Annotated in this window: 18 protein-coding genes; 4 read left to right on the top strand and 14 right to left on the bottom strand. The window is 58.1% G+C overall.

The window, feature by feature from the left end:
* Window positions 1-29 precede the first annotated feature (29 nt).
* The gene (locus AB3226_RS16850; protein WP_367373869.1) at window positions 30-899 is read right to left on the bottom strand and encodes a queuosine precursor transporter; all 870 of its coding nucleotides are present in this window, start codon (window positions 897-899) and stop codon (window positions 30-32) included.
* Window positions 886-1,488, bottom strand: a complete 603-nt coding sequence (locus tag AB3226_RS16845) for a helix-turn-helix transcriptional regulator (RefSeq protein ID WP_367373868.1) — start codon at window positions 1,486-1,488, stop codon at window positions 886-888. Before AB3226_RS16845 ends, AB3226_RS16850 begins: the two co-directional genes overlap by 14 nt.
* A 400-nt stretch (window positions 1,489-1,888) precedes the next feature.
* Between AB3226_RS16845 and AB3226_RS16840 the strand changes: the two genes are divergently transcribed.
* Together AB3226_RS16840 and AB3226_RS16835 are read left to right on the top strand one after the other, a co-directional pair.
* A complete protein-coding gene (locus AB3226_RS16840; protein ID WP_367373867.1) occupies window positions 1,889-2,263 on the top strand; it encodes a DUF6124 family protein in 375 nt (124 codons plus the stop codon).
* Between the two features lie 36 nt (window positions 2,264-2,299).
* Window positions 2,300-2,554 (top strand): hypothetical protein, encoded by a 255-nt coding sequence (locus AB3226_RS16835; RefSeq protein WP_063341815.1) that lies wholly within the window; start codon window positions 2,300-2,302, stop codon window positions 2,552-2,554.
* Between the two features lie 45 nt (window positions 2,555-2,599).
* Here AB3226_RS16835 and AB3226_RS16830 read toward each other — a convergent pair whose 3' ends face one another.
* Window positions 2,600-3,502, bottom strand: coding sequence for a LysR substrate-binding domain-containing protein (locus tag AB3226_RS16830; RefSeq protein WP_367373866.1), 903 nt, complete (start codon window positions 3,500-3,502; stop codon window positions 2,600-2,602).
* 118 nt (window positions 3,503-3,620) lie between these two features.
* Between AB3226_RS16830 and AB3226_RS16825 the strand changes: the two genes are divergently transcribed.
* Window positions 3,621-4,895: an MFS transporter gene (locus AB3226_RS16825; RefSeq protein WP_367373865.1), complete on the top strand. Its 1,275-nt coding sequence runs from the start codon at window positions 3,621-3,623 to the stop codon at window positions 4,893-4,895.
* A 181-nt stretch (window positions 4,896-5,076) separates the two neighbouring features.
* On the opposite strand, the gene hemE is transcribed toward AB3226_RS16825, so the two are convergent.
* The 11 genes from hemE to AB3226_RS16770 form a co-directional block, all read right to left on the bottom strand.
* Entirely contained in the window at window positions 5,077-6,144 is a 1,068-nt protein-coding gene (gene hemE / locus AB3226_RS16820) for a uroporphyrinogen decarboxylase (RefSeq protein ID WP_030129206.1), read from the bottom strand.
* A gap of 259 nt (window positions 6,145-6,403) precedes the next feature.
* Complete coding sequence (locus AB3226_RS16815) at window positions 6,404-7,822, bottom strand: FAD-dependent oxidoreductase (protein WP_048396075.1); 1,419 nt, start codon at window positions 7,820-7,822, stop codon at window positions 6,404-6,406.
* A gap of 33 nt (window positions 7,823-7,855) precedes the next feature.
* Window positions 7,856-12,301, bottom strand: coding sequence for a glutamate synthase large subunit (gene gltB, locus AB3226_RS16810; protein WP_367373864.1), 4,446 nt, complete (start codon window positions 12,299-12,301; stop codon window positions 7,856-7,858).
* 350 nt (window positions 12,302-12,651) lie between these two features.
* The gene (locus AB3226_RS16805) at window positions 12,652-14,238 is read right to left on the bottom strand and encodes an SPOR domain-containing protein (RefSeq protein WP_367373863.1); all 1,587 of its coding nucleotides are present in this window, start codon (window positions 14,236-14,238) and stop codon (window positions 12,652-12,654) included.
* A gap of 10 nt (window positions 14,239-14,248) precedes the next feature.
* The gene (aroB, locus tag AB3226_RS16800) at window positions 14,249-15,349 is read right to left on the bottom strand and encodes a 3-dehydroquinate synthase (RefSeq protein ID WP_367373862.1); all 1,101 of its coding nucleotides are present in this window, start codon (window positions 15,347-15,349) and stop codon (window positions 14,249-14,251) included.
* A gap of 150 nt (window positions 15,350-15,499) precedes the next feature.
* Window positions 15,500-16,018: a shikimate kinase AroK gene (gene aroK, locus AB3226_RS16795; RefSeq protein WP_052965071.1), complete on the bottom strand. Its 519-nt coding sequence runs from the start codon at window positions 16,016-16,018 to the stop codon at window positions 15,500-15,502.
* 4 nt (window positions 16,019-16,022) lie between these two features.
* Complete coding sequence (gene pilQ, locus AB3226_RS16790) at window positions 16,023-18,098, bottom strand: type IV pilus secretin PilQ (RefSeq protein WP_367373861.1); 2,076 nt, start codon at window positions 18,096-18,098, stop codon at window positions 16,023-16,025.
* A gap of 13 nt (window positions 18,099-18,111) precedes the next feature.
* On the bottom strand, window positions 18,112-18,639 hold the full coding sequence (locus AB3226_RS16785; protein ID WP_367373860.1) for a pilus assembly protein PilP: 528 nt from the start codon (window positions 18,637-18,639) through the stop codon (window positions 18,112-18,114).
* Window positions 18,636-19,256: a type 4a pilus biogenesis protein PilO gene (gene pilO, locus AB3226_RS16780; RefSeq protein WP_367373859.1), complete on the bottom strand. Its 621-nt coding sequence runs from the start codon at window positions 19,254-19,256 to the stop codon at window positions 18,636-18,638. Before pilO ends, AB3226_RS16785 begins: the two co-directional genes overlap by 4 nt.
* Window positions 19,253-19,819 carry a PilN domain-containing protein gene (locus AB3226_RS16775; RefSeq protein ID WP_367373858.1) on the bottom strand — a complete coding sequence of 189 codons (567 nt, stop codon included), beginning with the start codon at window positions 19,817-19,819 and terminating at the stop codon, window positions 19,253-19,255. Before AB3226_RS16775 ends, pilO begins: the two co-directional genes overlap by 4 nt.
* Entirely contained in the window at window positions 19,819-20,883 is a 1,065-nt protein-coding gene (locus AB3226_RS16770) for a pilus assembly protein PilM (RefSeq protein WP_367373857.1), read from the bottom strand. Before AB3226_RS16770 ends, AB3226_RS16775 begins: the two co-directional genes overlap by 1 nt.
* A 215-nt stretch (window positions 20,884-21,098) precedes the next feature.
* On the opposite strand from AB3226_RS16770, the gene AB3226_RS16765 reads away from it, so the two are divergent.
* A complete protein-coding gene (locus AB3226_RS16765) occupies window positions 21,099-23,540 on the top strand; it encodes a penicillin-binding protein 1A (RefSeq protein WP_367373856.1) in 2,442 nt (813 codons plus the stop codon).
* Window positions 23,541-23,650: the final 110 nt, after the last annotated feature.

Below are 23,650 nucleotides of genomic sequence, written 5' to 3'. Positions count from 1 at the left end.
AGCCCAGCTCACCTCCATTTCTATGCAGATTAGGCCCCAGCTATATATTTTTTAAACAACGACCTTGCTCCGTAAGCGGGCAAGATATTAAAAACAGCGAAACACATTTTTATAGCTATCTGAAGATAGATTATATTAAGTATGTCACCATTTGACATGGTGCCATAAAACGCAATAAAGCAGAAAATAAAGCTATCTATTATCACCGCAAAAAAAGTACTAAAAAACACTCGCAAAAATAGAAATCTGGAGTTCGTGAGCTCTTTTATTTTACACAACAAATAAGAGTTAACATATTCGGAAAAAAGAAAAGAAATAGAGGATGCGACTAACACAGACGAAACATGACCAACAACCTCGCCATAGTGCATATCAAGTTTCCAACTGGGTAAACCTGGGAGGTAGCTGGTGATACTGAGCAAAACGATGATAAAAGCATTACTTGCAAAAGCAAACAATATAGCTTTTTTTGCAAGTCTAAGACCATAAGACTCATTCAACAAATCGACTATTAAAAACGTCAGCGGATATAGAAACACGCCCGGAGTAACCACAACATCAAATCGCTCTAAATAAACAAGTTTTGTGGCAGCAACGTTCGTGAAAACATAAAGCGCAAATAAAGCCAAATTGAGAACTACGTAAGTCATCCAAGACCGTTCATGACGATCATTTACTTCATATGCGGTTAATGCAGCCCCACCGGAATAAAATTTTCTGTACACATCCTTTATCTCCCCTTTATTTAAATTATCCAGCACTTCACTTTTCAACAGATCACCTAACTTTAACTTTACAACCCTCCCTGTAGAGATCACCATAATAACAGCTAGACTTTTAGTATTTTCAAACCCTAACAATTTATATTTACTGTTTTCGATCTCATTATCCCCGACCATTAAACCTCTCCTCTAATACATCTCCAACAACACAAATAACATCAGAATCAAAACAAGACTCATTGGTTACAAATAATTTTTTTGTTATTTTGTCGTACACCAACTTCTCTTTATCGCTGTTCAAAAAACCTTTTTTGACGATTAACAGATCTCCCGGCTCATTCACACCACCCACTTCACTCTCTAGCAGCACGCCTATTACGTTGCAAGCAGAACCGAAATAATAAGTAAGAGGGTAAATCGTAGCCAGCTCACCGATTCGTTTGTCCAAGCTCTGAATTAGCAAACTCTCCTTAATTATAGGAACTGCCGCCGGGTTCATATTCCCAAGCAAAGAGACACTACTTTCAATTGTTTCCTTTACTTCAAAATCAACAGTCTCTATTTCTTTGTAGGACACACCAAAAAAATCAGAAATTTTTTGAATCGTAGACTGCTGAACGTTTACCACCCTCCCTTCCAGAATATTGTATATCGTGGTCCGGGTTAATCCGCTCGCATTGCATAAGGATAGCTGTGTCTCTCCACGACTTTTAATCAAGTACTTAATATTATTCTTCAAGTTTTCCGTTTTTTCTTTCTTGTACATTAAATATCTACCATTTCTTATAGCTTGAGCAAACTGCACGCCCTCGATGAAAACACAGAAGCATCTCTGCGTGACATCAGCATCCTACACCTCTGGGAGCTGTACAAAAATTAATGTCGTGAACACGACAAACAATCGTTAAATAATATTTCGCTTCCAACTCTTCAGGTGGTCGCTCTGTTGCAATTGACCACCCAACTTAGAGAAACTTCCCACAGCCATTTCTTACAGCAACTTCCTACAGAAATCATTCAACCTTGAATGAATCATTTAATTACATAGATGTTCATTTATTTGATTAATAAAATTGAATTCTCTGGTAATAATTCAACCGAGCCGTCAATTCACGTAACGCTGCCAAGGGACTGGCACCTTCTCAAACCTTGCAAGGAGCTACGCCATGAAAAAGACCACCCCAGAATCCCCAGACCTCCCAACCGACGACACCGTCGATTTATCCAAACTCTCCGAAATCATCGAACGCCGCGTCAGCGCCCGTCTGCGCAAACCAGACCGCCCCGACCCGGTCAGCCACTTCTTCACCATCGTCCCGAATGCCGACACGGCATCCCTGCTCTGTCACGCCTGCGAAACACTTGCCTCGCTGAATGTCATGACCACCGATCTCGCTTGCGAGCTGGAAGGTTCGCGCCGCAATTTGGCGCTGGCCATTCAGCAACTGGCCGTACTGGGCGAGTTATTGGTCAATCGAGCGCTAGACAACCTGGAACCACCCGTAGGGTCGTCTGAGGCTCCATCAAACAACCAACGCTGAGTAGTTCTGTTTTTTACCAAATGGAGGTTTCTTGTCATGGATCGATACATGCCTATCACCGGCATCGACTGCACCATCGCATCGTTAGTAATCGACACCGAAGCGCCGCTGGACGTGTTGCACGAAACAGCGGCCTATCGCATTCGCACCGCGACCCAACTGCTGGAAAATTTCGCGTTTGGCGAGGGCGTTCACAGTGAGTTGGCGCGGGTGTTAGTGACGTCATTGCGCGATGGTTGCGATTTGATGGATGTCATTGGTCGACGATTGCAGGTGCAGGTCTCGGTGTAGTGCCTGGTAAAGAAAAACGGGTGACCTCACTGAGGTCACCCATCGTTACGGCTTCAAAGGCTCTACCTTACGCGTCAACAACTCCACAAACGCCTTGGCCATCGGCGACTTCTGATCTTTGCGTTGCACCAGCCACACCGCCGACACCGCTTCCGGATCCAGCAACTGGCGGTAGACCACGCCATCAATACGCATCCGCTGATAAGACGCCGGCAACACCGACACCCCAAGCCCCGCCGCCACCAACCCGATGATGGTCATTGCCTCGCCAGCCTCTTGCGCAAAGTGCGGGCTGAAACCGGCATCCCGCGCCAGGCTGAGCAGCTGTGCGTACAGACCACTGCCATAGCTGCGTGGGAAAAATACGAACGGTTCGAGGGCAAGGGCTGACAGGAACAGGCCGTCTTCGCTGCCGCTTACCAACGGATGCTTGGAGCTGAGCACCGCCACCAGTGGCTCGCGCGTCAGTTCCACCACGCTGAGTGAGTCCGGCAAGCCCAGCGGTCGCATGATGCCGACTTCGATCGACTCATCCACCAGCGCATCGGCCACTTGGGTGCTGCTCATTTCCCGCAGATGCAAATGCACCGCCGGAAAGCGCTGGCGAAACGAGAAAATTGCCTGGGGAATGGTCGAGTTGAACGGTGCCGACGAGGTGAAGCCGATCTTCAGCTCACCCAACTCGCCGAGTTGTGCCCGTCGTGCAACATCCGCCGCTTTGTCGACCTGAGCCAGCACCAACCGCGCCTCTTCCAGAAACAGCCGACCGGCCTCACTGAGTTCGACCCGACGATTGGTCCGCTCGAATAACCGGGCGCCGACCTCCTGTTCCAGCGCCTGAATCTGCTGGCTCAGCGGTGGTTGCGAGATGCCCAGCACTTGGGCTGCGCGGCCGAAGTGCAGTTCTTCGGCGACGGCGATGAAGTAGCGCAGGTGGCGCAATTCCATAAAAACTCCATTAGGTCGTAGAACCTATCAAACAGGTCGAACAATATATTGGATAGAAACATTAGCCAGCTATATGATTTTTTCATTGCCTGACCGGCTGCACTCTCCGAGGTCCAAAGTGAAAACTGCTGTCGCCCCACTCGCCCATGAAATTCCGCCCGCCGCGCGGGACGATGTCGTCACCGAGCTAAGCGAGATCTATATCGAGAAAGGCACGCCAATGTTCATGCGCACGGTGCTGGCGCTGTTTTCGGGCGGTTTCGCGACCTTTGCCTTGCTGTACTGTGTGCAGCCGATGATGCCGCTGCTGTCCCGCGAGTTTTCCATCAACGCGGCCCAGAGCAGCCTGATCCTGTCGGTCGCCACCGGCATGCTCGCCATCGGCTTGCTGATCACCGGCCCCATCTCTGATCGCATCGGGCGTAAACCGGTGATGGTCGCCGCGCTATTCGCCGCCGCACTCTGCACCATGGCCAGCGCGATGATCCCAAGTTGGCAAGGCGTGCTGGTGATGCGGGCGCTGGTGGGGCTGTCGTTGAGCGGTCTGGCGGCGGTCGCGATGACTTACTTAAGCGAAGAAATCCATCCGCAGCACCTTGGCCTGGCCATGGGGTTATACATCGGCGGCAATGCCATTGGCGGCATGTGTGGACGGTTGATCGTCGGGGTATTGATCGACTTCGTCAGCTGGCACACGGCGATGCTGGTCATCGGTGGCCTGGCGCTGATTGCCGCAGCGGTGTTCTGGAAAATCCTCCCGGAATCGCGCAACTTCCGCGCCCGCTCATTGCATCCGCGTAGCTTGCTCGACGGCTTCACCATGCACTTTCGCGATGCCGGTCTGCCGCTGTTGTTTGTCGAAGCGTTCGTGCTGATGGGCGCGTTCGTCACGCTGTTCAACTACATCGGGTATCGCTTGCTGGCCGAGCCGTACCATATGGACCAGGCCTTCGTCGGGCTGCTTTCGGTGGTGTACCTGTCGGGCATCTACAGCTCGGCGAAAATCGGCGCCCTGGCCGACCAGCTCGGCCGGCGCAAAGTGCTCTGGGCAACCATCGTGGTCATGCTCGCGGGCATCGCCCTGACCATGTTCACACCGTTACCGCTGGTGATTCTCGGCATGCTGATCTTCACTTTCGGCTTCTTCGGTGCGCATTCGGTGGCCAGTAGCTGGATTGGCCGTCGTGCGATCAAGGCCAGAGGACAGGCGTCATCGCTGTACCTGTTCAGCTATTACGCCGGGTCGAGTATCGCGGGTACGGCGGGCGGTGTGGCTTGGCACTTGGGTGGCTGGAACGGGATCGGGTTGTTTATTGGCGGGTTGTTGGTGATTGCGTTGTTGGTGGCGTTGAAGCTGGCGAAGTTGCCGCCGTTGGTCAATTTGAAGGCATGACGCACAACCCTGTGGGAGCGGGCTTGCCCGCGATAGTGATGGTCGGTCCAGTACATGTGTTGTATGAGATGACGCCATCGCGGGCAAGCCCGCTCCCACAATGAACTGCATCCACTTCTCATTTTCTGAACCACCAACAAAAACGCCCGGCATATGCCGGGCGTTTTTTATCGGATCACGATCACTCGTGATACTGCGCCGACAGTTCATGCACCGCGCGCAGGAACGCACCAGCATGTTCCGGGTCGACTTCCGGCGTGATGCCATGGCCGAGGTTGAACACGTGGCCGCTGCCTTTGCCGTAGCTGGCGAGGATCCGGCCGACTTCGGTGCGGATGGCTTCTGGCTTGGCGTAGAGCACGGTCGGGTCCATGTTGCCTTGCAGGGCGACTTTGCTGCCGACACGCTGACGGGCTTCGCCAATGTCGCAGGTCCAGTCCAGGCCCAGCGCATCAGCGCCAGCGTCGGCGATGCTTTCCAGCCACAGGCCGCCATTCTTGGTGAACAGGATGACCGGTACCTTGCGGCCTTCGTGTTCGCGGATCAGGCCGCTGACAATTTTGCGCATGTAGGCCAGGGAAAATTCCTGGTACGCCGCCGCCGAGAGGCTGCCACCCCAGCTATCGAAGATCTGCACCGCTTGCGCGCCGGCCATGATCTGGCCGTTGAGGTAGCTGGTGACGGTCTGCGCGAGCTTGTCCAGCAGCAGGTGCAAGGCTTGCGGGTTGTCGTAGAGCATGGTTTTGGTCTTGCGGTAGTCTTTCGACGAGCCGCCTTCGACCATGTAGGTGGCCAGGGTCCATGGGCTGCCGGCGAAGCCGATCAACGGCACGCGGCCGTTCAGTTCGCGGCGGATGGTGCTGACCGCGTCCATGACGTAGCCGAGGTCTTTGTGCGGATCAGGAATCGGCAGGGCTTCGATGTCGGCCAGGGTGCTGATGACTTTCTTGAAGCGCGGACCTTCACCGGTTTCGAAGTACAGGCCTTGGCCCATGGCATCGGGGATGGTCAGGATGTCGGAGAAAAGGATCGCCGCGTCCAGTTGCGGATAGCGGTCGAGCGGCTGCATCGTGACTTCGCAAGCGAACGCCGGGTTCATGCACAGGCTCATGAAGTCGCCGGCCTTGGCACGGCTGGCGCGGTATTCCGGCAGGTAGCGACCGGCCTGACGCATCATCCACACAGGGGTGACGTCTACGGGTTGCTTGAGCAGGGCGCGAAGGAAACGGTCGTTCTTCAGGGCAGTCATGTCGGCATCCGGAAAAAAAGTGCGGGCATTTTCTCAGAGCGCGACGCAAAAGGCACGGCAAGAGCCGATCCTTTTGTCTATCGGGTCAATTTGTCGCGGTGGAACGCAGCTTTCGCAACACCAAAAAACACTGTGGGAGCGCCGGTCGACGCTCGATTGCCTGCGATGCGAACACCTCGGTCTTTCAGTTAGACCGAGGCGATGCTATCGCTGGCAAGCCAGCTCCCACAGGAATTGCATTCCAATGTTGGAATACGAGTCAGACGCCCAGGTAATCCAGGATCCCTTCAGCGGCATTGCGGCCTTCGAAGATCGCCGTTACCACCAGGTCGGAACCGCGCACCATGTCGCCACCGGCGAAGATTTTCGGGTTGCTGGTCTGGTGCTTGTACTGACCTTGTTCCGGAGCCACGACGCGGCCCTGGCTGTCGGTCTGGATGCTGAACTGCTCGAACCACGATGCCGGGCTTGGACGGAAACCGAAGGCGATGACCACGGCATCAGCCGGGATGATCTCTTCGGAACCCGGGATCGGCTCGGGGCTGCGACGACCACGGGCGTCCGGTTCGCCGAGACGGGTCTCGACCACCTTCACGCCTTCGACACGATCTTCACCCACGATAGCGATCGGCTGACGGTTGTAGAGGAATTTCACGCCTTCTTCCTTGGCGTTCTTCACCTCTTTGCGCGAGCCCGGCATGTTCGCTTCGTCACGACGATACGCACAGGTCACTGACTTGGCACCCTGACGGATCGAAGTACGGTTGCAGTCCATCGCCGTGTCGCCACCGCCCAGCACCACGACCTTCTTGCCTTTCATGTCGACGAAATCTTCCGGCGACTTTTCAAAACCCAGGTTGCGGTTGACGTTGGCAATCAGGAAGTCCAGCGCGTCATACACGCCCGGCAGGTCTTCACCGGCAAAGCCGCCCTTCATGTAGGTGTAAGTACCCATGCCCATGAACACGGCATCGTATTCTTCGAGCAGTTGCTCGATGGTCACGTCCTTGCCGATTTCGGTGTTCAGGCGGAACTCGATGCCCATGCCGGTGAAGACTTCGCGGCGATTGCTCAGCACGGTCTTTTCCAGCTTGAACTCGGGGATCCCGAAGGTCAGCAGACCGCCGATTTCCGGGTTCTTGTCGAACACCACCGGGGTCACGCCGCCACGTACCAGCACGTCGGCACAGCCCAGGCCGGCAGGGCCCGCGCCGATAACCGCGACACGCTTGCCGGTCGGTTTGACCTTGGACATGTCCGGGCGCCAGCCCATGGCGAACGCGGTGTCGGTGATGTACTTCTCCACCGAACCAATGGTCACCGCACCAAAACCGTCGTTAAGGGTGCAGGCACCCTCGCACAGACGATCCTGGGGACAAACCCGGCCGCAGACTTCCGGCAGGGTGTTGGTCTGGTGCGACAGCTCGGCGGCCTGGAGGATGTTGCCCTCGGCCACCAGCTTGAGCCAGTTGGGAATGAAGTTGTGCACAGGGCACTTCCATTCGCAATACGGGTTACCGCAACCCAGGCAGCGGTGGGCCTGGTCGGCCGACTGCTGGGGTTTGAAGGGTTCGTAGATTTCCACGAACTCTTTCTTGCGTTGACGCAACAGTTTCTTCTTCGGATCTTTGCGCCCGACGTCGATGAACTGGAAGTCGTTATTCAGACGTTCAGCCATTGTTAAAACCTCATCAAACTCTTCAGGCGCATATCACTGCGGGTTGGCACGGGTGCTGGAAAGCAACGATTTCAGGTTGGCAGCCTTGGGCTTGACCAGCCAGAAACGGCGCAGATAGTCATCGAGGTTTTCAGCGAGGTTACGACCCCACTCGCTGTCGGTTTCCTCGACGTATTCGTTCAGCACGCGTTGCAGGTGGCTGCGATAGGCTTCCATCGCCTCACCGCTGATCCGCTGGATTTCCACCAGTTCGTGGTTGACCCGGTCAACGAAAGTGTTGTCCTGGTCGAGCACGTAGGCGAAACCGCCGGTCATGCCTGAGCCGAAGTTGTAACCAGTCTTGCCCAACACACAGACGAAACCACCGGTCATGTATTCGCAGCAGTGATCGCCAGTGCCTTCCACGACGGTGTGAGCACCGGAGTTACGCACCGCGAAACGCTCGCCCGCGGTACCGGCGGCGAACAGCTTGCCCCCGGTGGCGCCATACAGGCAGGTGTTGCCGATAATGGCGCTGTCCTGAGTCTTGTAGAGGCTACCCTTCGGCGGAACGATGACCAGCTTGCCGCCGGTCATGCCCTTGCCGACGTAGTCGTTGGCGTCGCCTTCCAGGTACATGTTCAGGCCGCCGGCGTTCCACACACCGAAGCTCTGACCCGCCGTGCCTTTGAAGCGGAAGGTGATCGGCGCGTTGGCCATGCCCTGGTTGCCATGCTTGCGAGCAATTTCACCGGAGATCCGTGCGCCGATGGAGCGGTCGCAGTTGCAGATATCCAGGGCGAAATCGGCGCCGCTCATGTCGTTGATGGCCGAGGTGGCCAGGTCGACCATTTTCTCGGCCAGCAGGCCTTTGTCGAACGGCGGATTGCGGTCGACCTGGCAGAATTGAGGCTTGTCTGCCGGGATGTGATCGCTGCCCAGCAATGGCGTCAGGTCCAGATGGTTCTGCTTGGCGGTCTGGCCTTCGAGGATGTCCAGCAGATCGGTGCGACCGATCAGCTCTTCGAGGGAGCGTACGCCCAGTTTGGCTAGCCACTCACGGGTTTCTTCGGCGACGTAGGTGAAGAAATTCACCACCATGTCGACGGTACCGATGTAGTGATCCTTGCGCAGCTTCTCGTTCTGAGTCGCAACGCCGGTGGCGCAGTTGTTCAGGTGGCAAATACGCAGGTATTTGCAGCCCAGAGCGATCATTGGCGCGGTGCCGAAGCCGAAGCTTTCAGCGCCGAGAATGGCAGCCTTGATCACGTCGAGGCCGGTTTTCAAGCCGCCGTCGGTCTGTACCCGGACCTTGCCGCGCAGGTCGTTGCCGCGCAGCGTCTGGTGGGTTTCGGCCAGGCCGAGTTCCCACGGTGCGCCCGCGTACTTGATCGAGGTCAGTGGCGATGCACCGGTACCGCCGTCGTAGCCGGAAATGGTGATCAAGTCCGCGTAGGCCTTGGCCACACCGGCAGCGATGGTGCCGACGCCGGCTTCTGCAACCAGCTTCACCGAGACCAGTGCCTTCGGGTTGACTTGTTTCAGGTCGAAAATCAGCTGCGACAAGTCTTCGATCGAATAGATGTCGTGGTGCGGCGGAGGCGAAATCAGGGTCACGCCCGGCACTGCATAACGCAGCTTGGCGATCAGACCGTTGACCTTGCCGCCAGGCAGCTGACCACCTTCGCCGGGCTTGGCGCCCTGAGCGACTTTGATCTGCAGCACTTCAGCGTTGACCAGGTATTCCGGGGTGACCCCGAAACGGCCAGTCGCGACCTGCTTGATTTTCGAGCTCTTGATGGTGCCGTAGCGCGCCGGGTCTTCGCCGCCTTCGCCGGAGTTGGAACGCGCACCGAGGCGGTTCATGGCTTCGGCCAGGGCTTCGTGAGCTTCCGGCGACAATGCGCCCAAAGAGATGCCCGCGGAGTCGAAGCGCTTGAGCACCGATTCCAGCGGTTCGATCTCGCTGATGTCCAGCGGCGTGTCCAGGGTTTTGACTTTGAACAGGTCGCGGATCATCGACACTGGACGGTTGTCCACCAGCGCCGTGTATTCCTTGAACTTGCTGTAGTCTCCCTGCTGCACAGCGGCTTGCAGGGTGCTGACCACGTCCGGGTTGTAGGCGTGATATTCGCCACCGTGGACGAACTTCAACAGACCGCCTTGCTGGATTGGCTTGCGCGGGCTCCAGGCTTCGGCCGCAAGGGCTTTCTGCTCGGCTTCGATATCGACGAAACGCGCACCCTTGATGCGGCTTGGCACGCCACGGAAGCTCAGTTCGCAGACTTCTTCGGACAGGCCGATGGCTTCGAACAACTGTGCACCACGATACGACGTGATGGTCGAGATACCCATCTTCGACAGGATCTTGAGCAGCCCTTTGGTGATGCCTTTGCGGTAGTTCTTGAACACCTCGTAGAGGTCGCCCAGTACTTCACCGGTGCGGATCAGGTCGCCCAGCACTTCGTAAGCCAGGAACGGATAGACCGCCGAGGCGCCGAAACCGATCAGCACCGCAAAGTGATGCGGGTCGCGAGCAGTAGCGGTTTCTACCAGGATGTTGGAGTCGCAACGCAGGCCTTTTTCGGTCAGGCGGTGGTGTACCGCACCGGTGGCGAGCGAAGCGTGGATCGGCAACTTGCCCGGGGCGATGTGACGGTCACTCAGCACGATCTGGGTGCGACCGGAGCGAACGGCTTCTTCAGCCTGATCGGCAACATTGCGCACCGCCGCTTCGAGGCCGACGCTCTCGTCGTAGTTGAGGTCGATGATCTGACGCTCGAAGCCTGGGCGATCGAGGTTCATCAGCGAACGCCACTTGGCCGGGGAAACGACCGGCGAGCTGAGGATCACGCGCGAGGCGTGTTCCGGCGACTCCTGGAAGATGTTGCGCTCGGCGCCGAGGCAGACTTCCAGCGACATGACGATGGCTTCGCGCAGCGGGTCGATCGGCGGGTTGGTCACCTGCGCGAACTGCTGGCGGAAATAGTCGTACGGCGTGCGCACACGCTGGGACAGCACAGCCATCGGCGTATCGTCGCCCATGGAGCCGACGGCTTCGTAGCCTTGCTCACCCAATGGGCGCAGCACCTGGTCGCGCTCTTCGAACGTGACCTGATACATCTTCATGTACTGCTTGAGCTGATCGACGTCGTAGAACGCCGAACCGTGGTCGTTGTCTTCCATGGTCGCCTGGATGCGCAGGGCATTCTTGCGCAGCCATTGCTTGTACGGATGACGGGACTTCAAGCGGTTGTCGATGGCATCGGTGTCGAGGATCTGACCGGTTTCGGTGTCCACGGCAAAGATCTGGCCCGGACCAACGCGGCCCTTGGCGATCACGTCTTCAGGCTGGTAGTTCCAGACACCGATTTCCGAGGCCAGGGTAATGAAGCCGTTCTTGGTGGTAACCCAACGCGCCGGACGCAGACCGTTACGGTCGAGCAGGCACACCGCGTAACGACCGTCGGTCATTACCACGCCGGCCGGACCGTCCCACGGCTCCATGTGCATCGAGTTGTATTCGTAGAACGCACGCAGATCCGGGTCCATGGTTTCGACGTTCTGCCACGCAGGCGGAATGATCATCCGCACGCCACGGAACAGGTCGATGCCACCGGTGACCATCAGCTCGAGCATGTTGTCCATGCTGGAGGAATCGGAACCTACACGGTTGACCAGCGGGCCGAGTTCTTCCAGATCCATCAGATCGTTGGTGAACTTGGTGCGACGGGCCTGAGCCCAGTTGCGGTTGCCGGTGATGGTGTTGATCTCGCCGTTGTGGGCGAGGAAGCGGAATGGCTGAGCCAGCGGCCATTTCGGCAGGGTGTTGGTGGAGAAACGCTGGTGGAACACGCAGATTGCGGTTTGCAGGCGCTGGTCGCTCAGGTCTGGATAGAAGGCGGTGAGGTCCGCCGGCATCATCAGGCCTTTGTAAATGATGGTCTTGTGGGAAAAGCTGCAGATGTAGTGATCGACGTCGGCGGCGTTGGCCACGGACGAACGACGACGGGCGCTGAACAGCTTGATCGCCATGTCCTGATCGCTCAGGCCGTCACCACCGATGAACACTTGTTCGATCTGCGGCAGGCGCTCGAGGGCCAGGCGGCCGAGGACGCTGGTGTCGATCGGCACTTTGCGCCAGCCGACCAGGGTCAGGCCTTCGGCCAGGATCTCGCGGTTCATGTTCTCGCGAGCGGCTTCAGCTTTGACCGGGTCCTGGTTGAAGAAGACCATGCCCACGGCATATTGCTTGGGCAGTTCGACGCCGAAGGTTTCCTGGGTAATCGCACGCAGGAATACATCCGGCTTTTGAATCAGCAGACCGCAACCGTCACCGGTCTTGCCGTCGGCGTTGATCCCACCGCGGTGGGTCATGCAGGTCAGGGCCTCAATGGCCGTTTGCAAAAGGGTATGACTGGGCTCGCCCTGCATATGGGCTATCAGGCCGAAACCGCAGTTATCCTTGAATTCATCTGGTTGGTACAGACCTGCTTTCATAGACACTTTCTCACCAGGCTGCCTCTTGTCGAGGCAAATTTCTTTTCAATTCAACCGGTTACCATCCACGCCGAACGTACGCCAGCTTTGCGGGGGCAAAAGGGAGGTCATTGTACACACCGACACCGAGGCTCACAAATTTGACGACGAAATGTCGCAAATCTATGTCGCATTTGTGAAAGGTTTAAAGCGATATGCTGTGCTAGTCAAAACTTTTTTAATTTTGACCGCAACGACTCAAAGACCACTATGACGCAGACACCACAAGGCACGCGGCCTGGAGGGGCGGCATGCGCTTGCAGAAATTTTGAGGTGCTTGGAGAGGCGGCCTGGGTAAGGCCGCCGAATCTTCAGCGAGTTGTTGCCAGTTCCTGTTGGACGCTGGCGACAGTGCGAGGCCAAGGTTTACCAGCCTGAACCTTCGCTGGCAAGGCCTTGATGGCGGTAACGGCTGCATCGCGGTTGGCGAAGCTACCGTAGGTGATGACGTAAAGCGGCTTGCCGTTGAGTACTTTCTTGAAATAACGGTACTCGCCGCCCTGCTCCTTGACGAAGCTCTGCGCGGCCGATTCGGAGCTGGTGCCAAGGATTTGCACCACGTAGTTACCCGGCGCCTGGCCTGCGTACCAGCCGCCACCGGCGGCTTTAGCCACGGCGACAGGCTTCTCGGCAGGTTTGGCGGCGACGACCGGCTTGGCGGGCGCTGGAGCCGGTTTGGCAACAGGTGCAGGTGCGGGCTTGGCTGTAGCGACCTGAGTCGGCGCTGGAACCGGTTTGGCGGCAGGCGTTGGCGCCGGGCCCGGCTGGATGCCGGCAGGCGGCGCAGTCGTGGTCACGGTTGGCGGTGTAGCGCTGGAGCCTTCGACCGGCACGCCGTCGTCGCCTTCGGTGATACCACCGGCGGCTTCGGCCAATGGACCACGCATCACCGGCTGCGAGTTGCCGACCAACGGCAACGGCATCGGTTGCGAATTACCGGCGAATTCGACGGATGGAGCGCCACCACTGTCAGGTTGTGGCGAGCCCTGGCCCAGCGGCAGTTGCGCCTGTTCGTTGGCAGGCGCACCGGTGGTCGGCGCTTTGCTGCGACCCGGCATCAACCAGGCGGCAGCTACCGCGACCACGACCACGGCGGAAATCGCCAATACGTGTTTCTTCGGCATGTTGAACCCCATACTTGGACGCTTCACCGCTGAGCGGCTGGCAATCATTGCTTCGATCATCGCATCGCGGGCGACCTGGTTGATGGTGCCAGGCCAACCGTCGGAGCTTTCGTGAATATCAGAGATCTGATCTGCGGTGAAAAGTTCGATACCCCGGCCAGCGCCTTCAAGACGCTGGTCCAGGTATTCGCGGGTTTCTTCTTCGGTATAAGGCTGCAATTCGATGACGTGGAAGCGCTCTTCCTCCAGGCTCAGCGCTTCAAGTTGGGCAATCAGCGAGGACTCCCCGAACAGGAACACGTGCGGGCGACCTTCCGGTGCACCAGCGGCCAAGGCCAGCAAGGCTTCCAGCGCGGATTCGTCGAGTTGCTCGGCATCATCCACCAGCAAATAGACTTCCTGCCCCGTGAGGGCAAGCTGTACCACTTGGGCCAGGATCGCGCCGATTTCGGCCTGCTCGACGTCCAGCGCCTGAGCCACCTGACGCAGCATACCGGCTGCATCGCCGGCACCACGGGCGGAAACCACCACGCTCTGCACTGACTGTTTGTTGGTGCTGGCCACCAGGGCCTGACGCAACAGGGTTTTGCCGCTGCCTTGAGGGCCAGTGACCACCAGCAACAACTGGCTGTAACGGGCCAGATGATGCAACTGCCCCAGCACCGGTTTGCGCTGGGCCGGGAAAAATTTGAAGCCAGGCACCCGTGGAGCGAAAGGGTCATGACTTAACTGGTAATGGCCGAGGAAAGCCTCGTCGGCATGCAAACTAGTCATCGGGATCTTATTAACCTTTAAGCTGAGCCAAGGCGCGGTAATCCGCCCCCAGCGTGGCCTGTAAAACCTCTTTCGGATAATCGTCGGTCACCACTGCTTCGCCCATGCGGCGCAGCAGCACCAGGCGCAAACGACCGTCGATCACTTTCTTGTCAATTGCCATGTGTTCGAGAAAATCGGCTTCGCTCATCTCTTCCGGCGGAATGACCGGCAGGCCGGCACGCTGGAACAGACGAATACCGCGATCACGTTCCTGTTCACTGATCCAGCCCAGGCGCGCAGACATTTCCAATGCCATTACGGTGCCGGCAGCGACTGCTTCGCCATGCAACCAGACACCATAGCCCATGTGGGTTTCGATCGCATGGCCGAAGGTGTGGCCCAAGTTCAACGTGGCACGCACACCGGTTTCTTTCTCGTCGGCACCCACCACCGCAGCCTTGGCCGCGCAGGAGCGTTCGATGGCGTAAGTCAGGGCGGTCTGGTCCAGCGCTCGCAGGCGATCGACGTTTTCTTCGAGCCAGGTCAGGAATGGCTCGTCGCAGATCAGCCCGTATTTGATGACTTCTGCCAGCCCGGCAGACAGTTCGCGGGGCGGCAAGGTGTTGAGGGTGGCGGTATCGATCAGCACCACGTTGGGCTGATAGAAGGCGCCGACCATGTTCTTGCCAAGCGGGTGATTGATCCCGGTCTTGCCGCCCACCGAGGAGTCGACTTGCGACAACAACGTGGTTGGTATCTGGATGAAATCGACGCCACGCTGGTAGCAGGCAGCCGCAAAACCGGCCATGTCACCAATCACACCGCCACCGAGGGCGATTACCGTGGTGCGGCGGTCGTGCCGTGCGGTCAGCAGACCGTCGAAAATCAGCTGCAGGGTTTCCCAGGTTTTGAAGGCTTCGCCATCGGGCAGCACCACGGAAATCACCGAGAACTGCGCAAGACTGCGGGTCAGACGCTCGAGGTAGAGCGGCGCGACGGTCTCGTTGGAGATGATCGCCACCTGCCGCCCGCGGATATGCGGTGCCAGCAGTTCAGGCTGATCCAACAAACCTTCGCCAATATGAATCGGGTAGCTGCGCTCGCCTAGATCGACCTTGAGTGTCTGCATGTGTCCCCACAGTGAAGATTGAATCAGGCATCCTGCCTTCAGTTTACGAATTCCATGGCGCCTGCTGGTGCGACGCCGTTCGGTAGTCAGCCGCCACAACCTTGAGCGGCTGCGACAGGACGCCGAGGATAGCGCATTTCGCGCCGCGCATTAACGGGGCGGTAGCTGCTGCAAGCGTTCGAGGATGTCGAGCACCACCATTCGCGGTGGCCGCTCATCGGTTTCAACCACCAGGTCGGCGATCTCCCGATACAGCGGATCACGGATCGCCAGCAAGTCCCGCAGGGTCTTGGCCGGATCGGCGGTGCGCAACAGTGGCCGGTTGCGGTCGCGAGCTGTTCGGCCGACCTGCTGCTCGACAGACGCATGCAGATAGACCACCCGACCACCGGCGTGCAGCGCTCGACGATTGGCTTCGCGCATCACGGCGCCGCCACCGGTCGCCAACACCACGCCGTCGAATGCGCACAGCTCGGCAATCATCGCCTGCTCGCGGTCACGAAAGCCCGGTTCGCCTTCCTTATCGAAGATCCACGGGATATTGGCGCCCGTGCGCAATTCAATTTCCTTATCGGAATCTTTGAATGGCAGGCGCAGCTCTTTGGCCAGCAAACGGCCGATGGTGCTTTTTCCAGCCCCCATCGGTCCAACAAGAATCAAATTTCGCACAGAATCAATGACTCACAGCAATCGCCTGATTGTTCATGATACGCGGAGTGAGAAATACCAGCAGCTCGGATTTTTTCTCCGAAACCACATCACGCCGGAAAAGGCGGCCAAGATACGGCACATCACCGAGAAATGGCACCTTATCTACAACCTTGCTCTGAGTATTTGAGAAAACCCCACCAATGACGATAGTCTCGCCGTCGTTAACCAACACCTTGGCGTTGACCTCGTTTTTCTTGATCGGCGGTACATCCTGCACTTTGTTCAGGTAGTCCGGTTCGTCCTTGGTGACCTTGACCTCCATGATGATTCGATTGTCTGGCGTGATCTGCGGGGTCACTTCCAGGGACAGCGAAGCTTCCTTGAACGACACCGAGGTGGCGCCGCTGGAACTGGCTTCCTGATAAGGAATCTCGGTGCCCTTGAGGATTTTCGCGGTTTCCTTGTCGGACGTGACCACCTTGGGCTGCGAGACGATTTCCCCGTTGCCGGTTTTCTCCATGGCTGAAAGCTCAAGGTCCAGCAGCACATTGTCGGTAATGAAGGCGATGCCGATCCCCGAGGTGTTGCCAGAGGTCCCCAGGTCGACGAACGGCGAGTTAGTGCTGGTGCTTCCCGGAGTACCAATGGTGGTCGAAGAGCCGTTGACCCCGGATGTGTTCCAGTTACCCTTCTGCGCCGAACCACCCCAGCGTACGCCTAGGCTTTTGTCGTAATCGACGTTGGCTTCGACGATGCGTGCCTCGATCATCACCTGACGCACCGGGATATCCAGCTGCGCAACAATGCGACGCAGCTCGTCGAGGCGATCCTGGGTCTGGTAGGCAATGATGTTGTTGGTCCGCTCATCGACAGTGATCGAGCCACGCTCATCGGTTTTTGCGTCGTCACTAGTCACCGACTTGAACAACTCAGCGATGTCCTTGGCCTTGGCGTAGTTGACTTGCAGCAGCTCACGACGCAGCGGCGCCAGTTCCGCGATCTGTTTTTGCGACTCCAACTCCTGACGCTCACGAGAGGCGATTTCAGAGGCGGGCGCCACAAGGAGCACGTTACCGATCTTGCGCTTGTCTAAATCTTTGGTTTTCAGCACCAGGTCCAGCGCTTGATCCCACGGCACATTCTGCAGACGCAACGTGATGCCGCCCTGCACCGTGTCGCTGGCCACCAGATTGAGGTTGGTGAAATCGGCGATCAGTTGCAGCACCGAGCGCACATCGATGTCTTGAAAATTCAGCGAGAGTTTTTCGCCGGTGTAGGCAAAGCGTTCGGTGTTGCGCTTGTGCAAGTCATCGACAGTCATCGCCCGGATGCTGACGGTCAGTTTGTTGTCGGTCTGGTAGGTCGAATAATCGAAGGCGCCACTGGGCTCGATACTGATAATGGCCCGGTCGCCCGTGGCGCTGGCGTTGACGAACTGCACCGGCGTAGCGAAATCCTTGACGTCGAGGCGTACACGCAACCGTTCAGGCAGTTGGGTCTTGGTGAAACCGACGATGATTTTGCCATCGCGTTCCTGGATGTCCGGGGCGATCGACGGATCCGACAGATCAATGATCACATTGCCCTCACCCTGGGTGCCGCGCTGGAAATCCACGCCCCGGATGGCTTTGCCCACGGGCGCATTGGCCCTGGCGGGCGCTGGTGTCGCAGTGGCTGCGCGCGGTGCGTTGGTGATCGGCTTGGGCGCCTTGTTACCGGCCCCTTGCCCGACGACCACGAACAGATTGTTGCCTTCGACGCGGGCGTTGTATGGAGTCAATTGAGTCAGGCTGATGATCAGCCGTGTGCGGTCCTTGGCCTCAACCACCGTGGCGCTGCGGGCATTGCCGCCGCCCAGGTCCCGATTCTTGCTCGCCAGCTGACTGGTAACCCCCGGCAGGTCCAGCGCAATCCGCGCAGGCTGCTCTGTCGTGTAACCGTGGGGCTGCGGCGGCGGCCCATCGAACGACAACTTCAACTCGACACGGTCACCGGGCAACGCAGCGACATCCAGCGCTTTGAGGTTGGCCGCCACTACCATCGGCGACAGAAACGCTATCCATAGCGAAATACCGAAGGTTGAGAAAATCCTGTTCATTATTCGAGTTCCACTATGAGTGCTCTTTCAAAGGGATGGTTCGCGGCCGTTCCAGCCAGGCACCTTCGCCATCGGGAACGATTTCGACCACGTCGACTTGCGAACCGCTGATGGCGACGATCCGCCCATCGTTACGCCCCAGGTAATCGCCGACTTTCAGCCGATGCACGCCGCCCGCCCCGCGCAACAGCGCAAAGGAGCCAGCTGCATTGGAGATGGTGCCGACCATTTCAAATTGCTCGATGTTGAAACCTTCGAGGTACTGCTTGACCCGGTTGGGGTCGGGTTTGACGTTGCGCGAGCCATGCTTCTGGCCGGCCAGATCGACTCTGACCTGCCGGGAGAACGGGCTACGCAGGTTGGCAGCGTTATAGGTGAATGTCGGGTAAGACCGGAATGTCGGCGTTGGTTCAATCTTGCCGGGCGCACGCAGGCGCACTTCGTTCAGATAGGCGTCCAGATCACTGAAATCAGTGTCAGCGCCACAACCGGCCAGGACGACCAGACACATACCCATCGACAGGCAACGAATCGGGCTCATTTCTGCAACCCCTTGTCGTTGTAGCGATAGGTCTTGGCAAGGATGCTCATGCGCAACTTCGGACCATCAGGACTGGCCGGCGCCAGGTCGAAATCATGCAGGGTGACGATCCGCGGGAGCCCGGCCACGCCGCTGACGAAAGTGGCCAGGTCGTGATAAGCGCCGGTGACGGTGATCTGGATAGGCAGCTCGATGTAGAACTGCTGGGTGACCTCTCGAAGCAGCTTGATCTCTTCGAACTCCAGGCCGCTGCCCAGACCGGCGCGGGTGATATCTTCCAGCAGGCCGGGCACTTCGGTGTCGCTGGGCAATTGCCGTAATAGCATGCCGAAGGAGTTCTCCATTTCCTTCATCTGCTGGGTATACAGCTCCAGATTTGCCGCCATATGGGCTTTGGTCGCGAATTGCTCCCTGAGCGTCGACTCTTCTTCGCGCCTGAGTTCCAAGTGGTTTTGCAGATCGCTGATCAAGAAGCTGTAGCCCAGGGCCAGCACCAGAACCATCAGCAGGACACTCGCCAGAACCTTGATCGCCGGTGGCCAGGAACCCAGGTTGTTGGTGTCCAGATCGTTGATGTCGATCTGGCGTAACCCTTCGAACCATTCGGACAGTTTCATTTAGCGCCCCCCACAACTGCGGGCTGAGTCTGACGGACGGTCAACTGAAAAACATTGGCCTGATCCAGCTGACCGGCGGTGGTCGCTTTGACTTCCGTAAGGTTTGGCGCATCGAACCAGTCGGAGGCATCAAGATTGCGCATCAGATCCGAAACACGATTGTTGGACTCCGCCGCGCCGGTGATAGACAACGTCTTGCCGACCATTTTCACTTCGGTGAAATAAACTCCTTCCGGCAAAGTACGCGCCAATTGATCGAAAATCCTCCCGCTGATCGGCCGGTTGCCTTGCAGGTCCTGAATAATGCGCATGCGCTCGACGAGTTGCTGTCGACGGGCCTTCAAGTCGCTGATCTGCTTGATCCGCTCGTCGACCACAGCAATCTGCTTGCTGATGTAATCGTTACGCGCAACTTGCCGATCAATGGCGCTGTTAATGACCTGGTCCGCGATCAGCAATGCCCCCACTGACCCCACCAGCACACCGACCAACGCCAACAAAAAGCGTTTGCGACGCCCTTCGCGCAACTCTTCACGCCAGGGTAAAAGATTGATCCGCGCCATCAGTCGAAACTCCTGAGGGCCAGCCCGCAGGCAATCATCAGTGCCGGGGCATCGCTCGCCAGGGCCCCGGCGTTGACCTTGCTGCTCAGGGTCATGTTGGAGAATGGATTGGCGACCTGGGTCGGCGTACCCAGTCGCTGCTCGATCAATCGCTCCAGCCCGGGGACCGAGGCGGTGCCGCCGGCCAAGAGGATGTGATCGACCGAGTTGTACTGGCCGGAGGCAAAGAAAAACTGCAACGAACGCGACACCTGCTGCACCAACGCATCACGAAACGGCTGCAAGACCTCGCTGACGTAATCGTCCGGCAAACCACCCTGCTTCTTCGCCAGCCCCGCCTGCTCGACCGTCAGGCCATAACGACGCTGGATCTCTTCCGTCAATTGACGGCCGCCGAACAATTGTTCGCGGGTGTAGATGATCCGGCCATTGTGCAGCACGCTCAGGGTGGTCATGGTGGCACCGATATCGACCACCGCCACGGTCAGACGCTCCTGAGAAGCAGCCAACTGGGTTGCCAGCAGGCCGAACGACCGCTCCAGGGCATAGGCTTCGACGTCGACCACTCGCGCGGTCAGCCCGGCCAGAGCCAGGGCCGCTTCGCGGACCTCGACGTTTTCCTTGCGACAGGCCGCCAGCAGCACATTGACCCGTTCGGGGTTGCGCGGCGACACGCCCTGCACTTCGAAATCGATCGCCACTTCATCCAGAGGATAAGGAATGTACTGATCGGCCTCGATCTTCAGCTGGTTTTCCATCTCGTCGTCGGAAAGGCCGGCGTCCATCTCGATGGTCTTGGTGATCACCGCTGAACCGGCCACCGCCACGGCAACGTTCCTGAGGCTGGTTTTGGCCTTGGATAGCACCCGCGCAAGAGCCTGCCCCACACCTTCGAGCTCGGCGATATTTTTCTCGACCACGGCACTGGCGGGCAGCGGTTCGACCGCATAGGCCTCGACCCGATAGCGGTCGCCCTGGCGACTTAGCTCCAGCAGCTTCACCGACGTGGAGCTGATGTCGATCCCCAAAAGCGTATTGGCTTTTTTATTGAAGAGTCCTAGCACTACCAATTCCCTATGACTATCCGTGAGTTACGGACTCTGTAATATCCATTGCGTTCAATACCCCCCGTCTTGACAGAAGCGCAAATGACGCCCCCGACGGAAAAATGCTTATAATGCCGAGCGTTTTTTCCGCTTTCACTGCAAGCGCGGGTCATTCTCTGTATAGCCTGAACCCTGATGCCTAATTCATTCTTTGCCCTGGATATCCAAAAGCCTTGATTCGTCTGCTGAAATTTTTCGGTTGGTCCATCGTCGCCGTTTTCTGCGGACTGCTCCTGGGTCTGAGCGGCGCTTTTCTTTACCTTAGCCCCGGATTGCCATCCGTGGAGGCGCTGAGAAGTATTCAGTTGCAGATTCCTTTGCGGGTGTACAGCAGCGACAACAAGTTGATCGCAGAATTTGGTGAAATGCGCCGTACGCCGATCCGTTTCGCCGACATTCCCCCCAACTTCATTAATGCGTTACTAAGTGCTGAAGACGACAATTTCGCCAACCACTACGGCGTCGATCCGAGCAGCCTGATGCGTGCCGCTACCCAACTGGTAAAAAGCGGACACATTCAGTCCGGCGGCAGCACCATCACCATGCAGGTGGCGAAGAACTTCTTCCTCACCAGCGAACGCAGCTTCTCGCGCAAAACCACCGAAATCCTCCTGGCGCTGCAGATCGAACGACAGCTGACCAAGGACGAGATCCTCGAGCTATACGTCAACAAGATCTATCTGGGCAACCGCGCCTATGGCATCGAGGCGGCGGCGCAGGTCTATTACGGCAAGTCGATTCGTGACGTCAGCCTGGCGCAGATGGCGATGATCGCCGGCCTGCCAAAAGCCCCGTCACGCTTCAACCCGCTGGCCAACCCGGCCCGCAGCAAGGAGCGTCGCGACTGGATCCTTGGGCGCATGTACAAGCTCGGCAAGATCACCGAAGCCGACTACACCACCGCGATCAATGAGCCGCTGAACGCCAGCTACCATGTGCCGACCCCGGAAGTGAACGCTCCGTACGTCGCCGAAATGGCCCGTGCCGAAATGGTCGGCCGCTATGGCAGCGATGCGTATACCGAAGGTTTCCGTGTCACCACCACGGTGCCGAGCGATTTGCAGGAAATGGCCAACACCGCGGTTCACGAAGGCTTGATGACCTACGATCAACGGCACGGTTATCGCGGCCCCGAGTCACGTCTGCCGGGTAAAACCCGAGAGGCCTGGATCCTGGAGCTGACCAAGCAGCGGACCATCAGCAGCCTGGAACCGGCGATCGTGACCCAGGTCGACAAGAACGGCGTGCAGGTGCTGACCCGCACCGGCGAAGAACACGTTGCCTGGGACACCATGAAGTGGGCTCGCCCCTTCCTGAACACCAACAGCATGGGCGCCAATCCGAAGCAGCCGTCGGATGTCGCACAGGTTGGTGATCTGATTCGCGTGCAGCGTCAGCCAGACAATTCGCTCAAATTCAGCCAGATTCCGCAGGCTCAGGGCGCACTGGTTTCCCTCGATCCGCAGAACGGTGCTATTCGTTCGCTGGTCGGCGGGTTCGCCTTCGAGCAGAGCAACTACAACCGCGCCATGCAGGCCAAGCGTCAGCCGGGTTCAAGCTTCAAGCCATTCGTCTACAGCGCCGCCCTGGACAACGGCTATACCGCCGCCAGCCTGGTGAACGACGCACCGATCGTGTTCGTCGACGAGTACCTGGACAAGGTCTGGCGTCCGAAGAACGACACCAACACCTTCCTCGGCCCGATCCGCATGCGTGAAGCGCTCTACAAGTCGCGCAACCTGGTATCGATCCGATTGTTGCAAGCGCTGGGTGTCGACCGCACCATCGACTACATCAGCAAGTTCGGCTTCAACAAGCAGGACCTGCCGCGCAACCTGTCGCTGGCCCTGGGTACCGCGACCCTGACGCCAATGGAAATCGCCACCGGCTGGAGCACCTTCGCCAACGGCGGCTACAAGATAACCCCGTACATCATCGACAAGATCGAAAGCCGCAACGGCGACACGCTGTTCGTTGCCAACCCGCCGAGCGTTCCAAAAGGCGCCGTCGCCAGCGATGGCATCGCCGTGCCGGCCTCCAACACCTTCACGGTCAACGCCATTCCAGGCGAAGCACCGAGCACCCAACCAGCGCCGCAAGCGCCAGCCGTGGCTGAGCGCATTGTCGACGGACGCACCACCTACATTCTCAACAGCATGCTTGAGGACGTGATCAAACTCGGTACCGGCCGCCGTGCGCTGGCCTTGGGTCGCAGCGACATCGCGGGCAAGACCGGCACCACCAACGAATCCAAGGACGCCTGGTTCTCCGGCTACAACGCCGATTACGTGACCACCGTCTGGACTGGCTTCGACCAACCGGAAAGCCTGGGCAAACGCGAGTTCGGCGGCACCGTCGCCCTGCCGATCTGGATGAACTACATGGCGGCGGCCCTTAAAGACAAGCCGCCTCACACCCAGGCGGAGCCGGAAGGCATCCTCAGCCTGCGGGTTGACCCGGTCAGCGGCCGTGCAGCCAGCCCTGGCACACCAGGCGCCTACTTCGAACTGTTCAAGGCCGAAGACACGCCACCGTCGGTGAACGAGCTGGGTAACGGCAATGTGCCGGGCAGCCCGCTGCCAGCGGATGAGGCAGCGCCGATCGATTTGTTCTGATCGTGTAGCAACACCCAAAAGCCCCGTCCTCGAAAGAAGTGCGGGGCTTTTTATTGCCTGCCGGTTATGCGCTGAATGACCCGACCCCTTCGCGGGCAAGCCCGCTCCCA

The sequence above is a fragment of the Pseudomonas lini genome (assembly GCF_964063345.1).
Taxonomy (GTDB): domain Bacteria; phylum Pseudomonadota; class Gammaproteobacteria; order Pseudomonadales; family Pseudomonadaceae; genus Aquipseudomonas; species Aquipseudomonas lini_B.
The sequence above is the reverse complement of the archived record's forward strand: the minus strand, read 5'-3'. Positions and strand labels throughout refer to the sequence as shown.

What these genes read in the sequence shown, in the direction of transcription:
- AB3226_RS16850 (WP_367373869.1), bottom strand. Translation starts at nt 899, where the DNA reads ATGGTCGGGGATAATGAGATCGAAAACAGTAAATATAAATTGTTAGGG.
- AB3226_RS16845 (WP_367373868.1), bottom strand. Translation starts at nt 1,488, where the DNA reads ATGTACAAGAAAGAAAAAACGGAAAACTTGAAGAATAATATTAAGTAC.
- AB3226_RS16840 (WP_367373867.1), top strand. Translation starts at nt 1,889, where the DNA reads ATGAAAAAGACCACCCCAGAATCCCCAGACCTCCCAACCGACGACACC.
- AB3226_RS16835 (WP_063341815.1), top strand. Translation starts at nt 2,300, where the DNA reads ATGGATCGATACATGCCTATCACCGGCATCGACTGCACCATCGCATCG.
- AB3226_RS16830 (WP_367373866.1), bottom strand. Translation starts at nt 3,502, where the DNA reads ATGGAATTGCGCCACCTGCGCTACTTCATCGCCGTCGCCGAAGAACTG.
- hemE (WP_030129206.1), bottom strand. Translation starts at nt 6,144, where the DNA reads ATGACTGCCCTGAAGAACGACCGTTTCCTTCGCGCCCTGCTCAAGCAA.
- AB3226_RS16815 (WP_048396075.1), bottom strand. Translation starts at nt 7,822, where the DNA reads ATGGCTGAACGTCTGAATAACGACTTCCAGTTCATCGACGTCGGGCGC.
- gltB (WP_367373864.1), bottom strand. Translation starts at nt 12,301, where the DNA reads ATGAAAGCAGGTCTGTACCAACCAGATGAATTCAAGGATAACTGCGGT.
- AB3226_RS16805 (WP_367373863.1), bottom strand. Translation starts at nt 14,238, where the DNA reads ATGACTAGTTTGCATGCCGACGAGGCTTTCCTCGGCCATTACCAGTTA.
- aroB (WP_367373862.1), bottom strand. Translation starts at nt 15,349, where the DNA reads ATGCAGACACTCAAGGTCGATCTAGGCGAGCGCAGCTACCCGATTCAT.
- pilQ (WP_367373861.1), bottom strand. Translation starts at nt 18,098, where the DNA reads ATGAACAGGATTTTCTCAACCTTCGGTATTTCGCTATGGATAGCGTTT.
- AB3226_RS16785 (WP_367373860.1), bottom strand. Translation starts at nt 18,639, where the DNA reads ATGAGCCCGATTCGTTGCCTGTCGATGGGTATGTGTCTGGTCGTCCTG.
- pilO (WP_367373859.1), bottom strand. Translation starts at nt 19,256, where the DNA reads ATGAAACTGTCCGAATGGTTCGAAGGGTTACGCCAGATCGACATCAAC.
- AB3226_RS16775 (WP_367373858.1), bottom strand. Translation starts at nt 19,819, where the DNA reads ATGGCGCGGATCAATCTTTTACCCTGGCGTGAAGAGTTGCGCGAAGGG.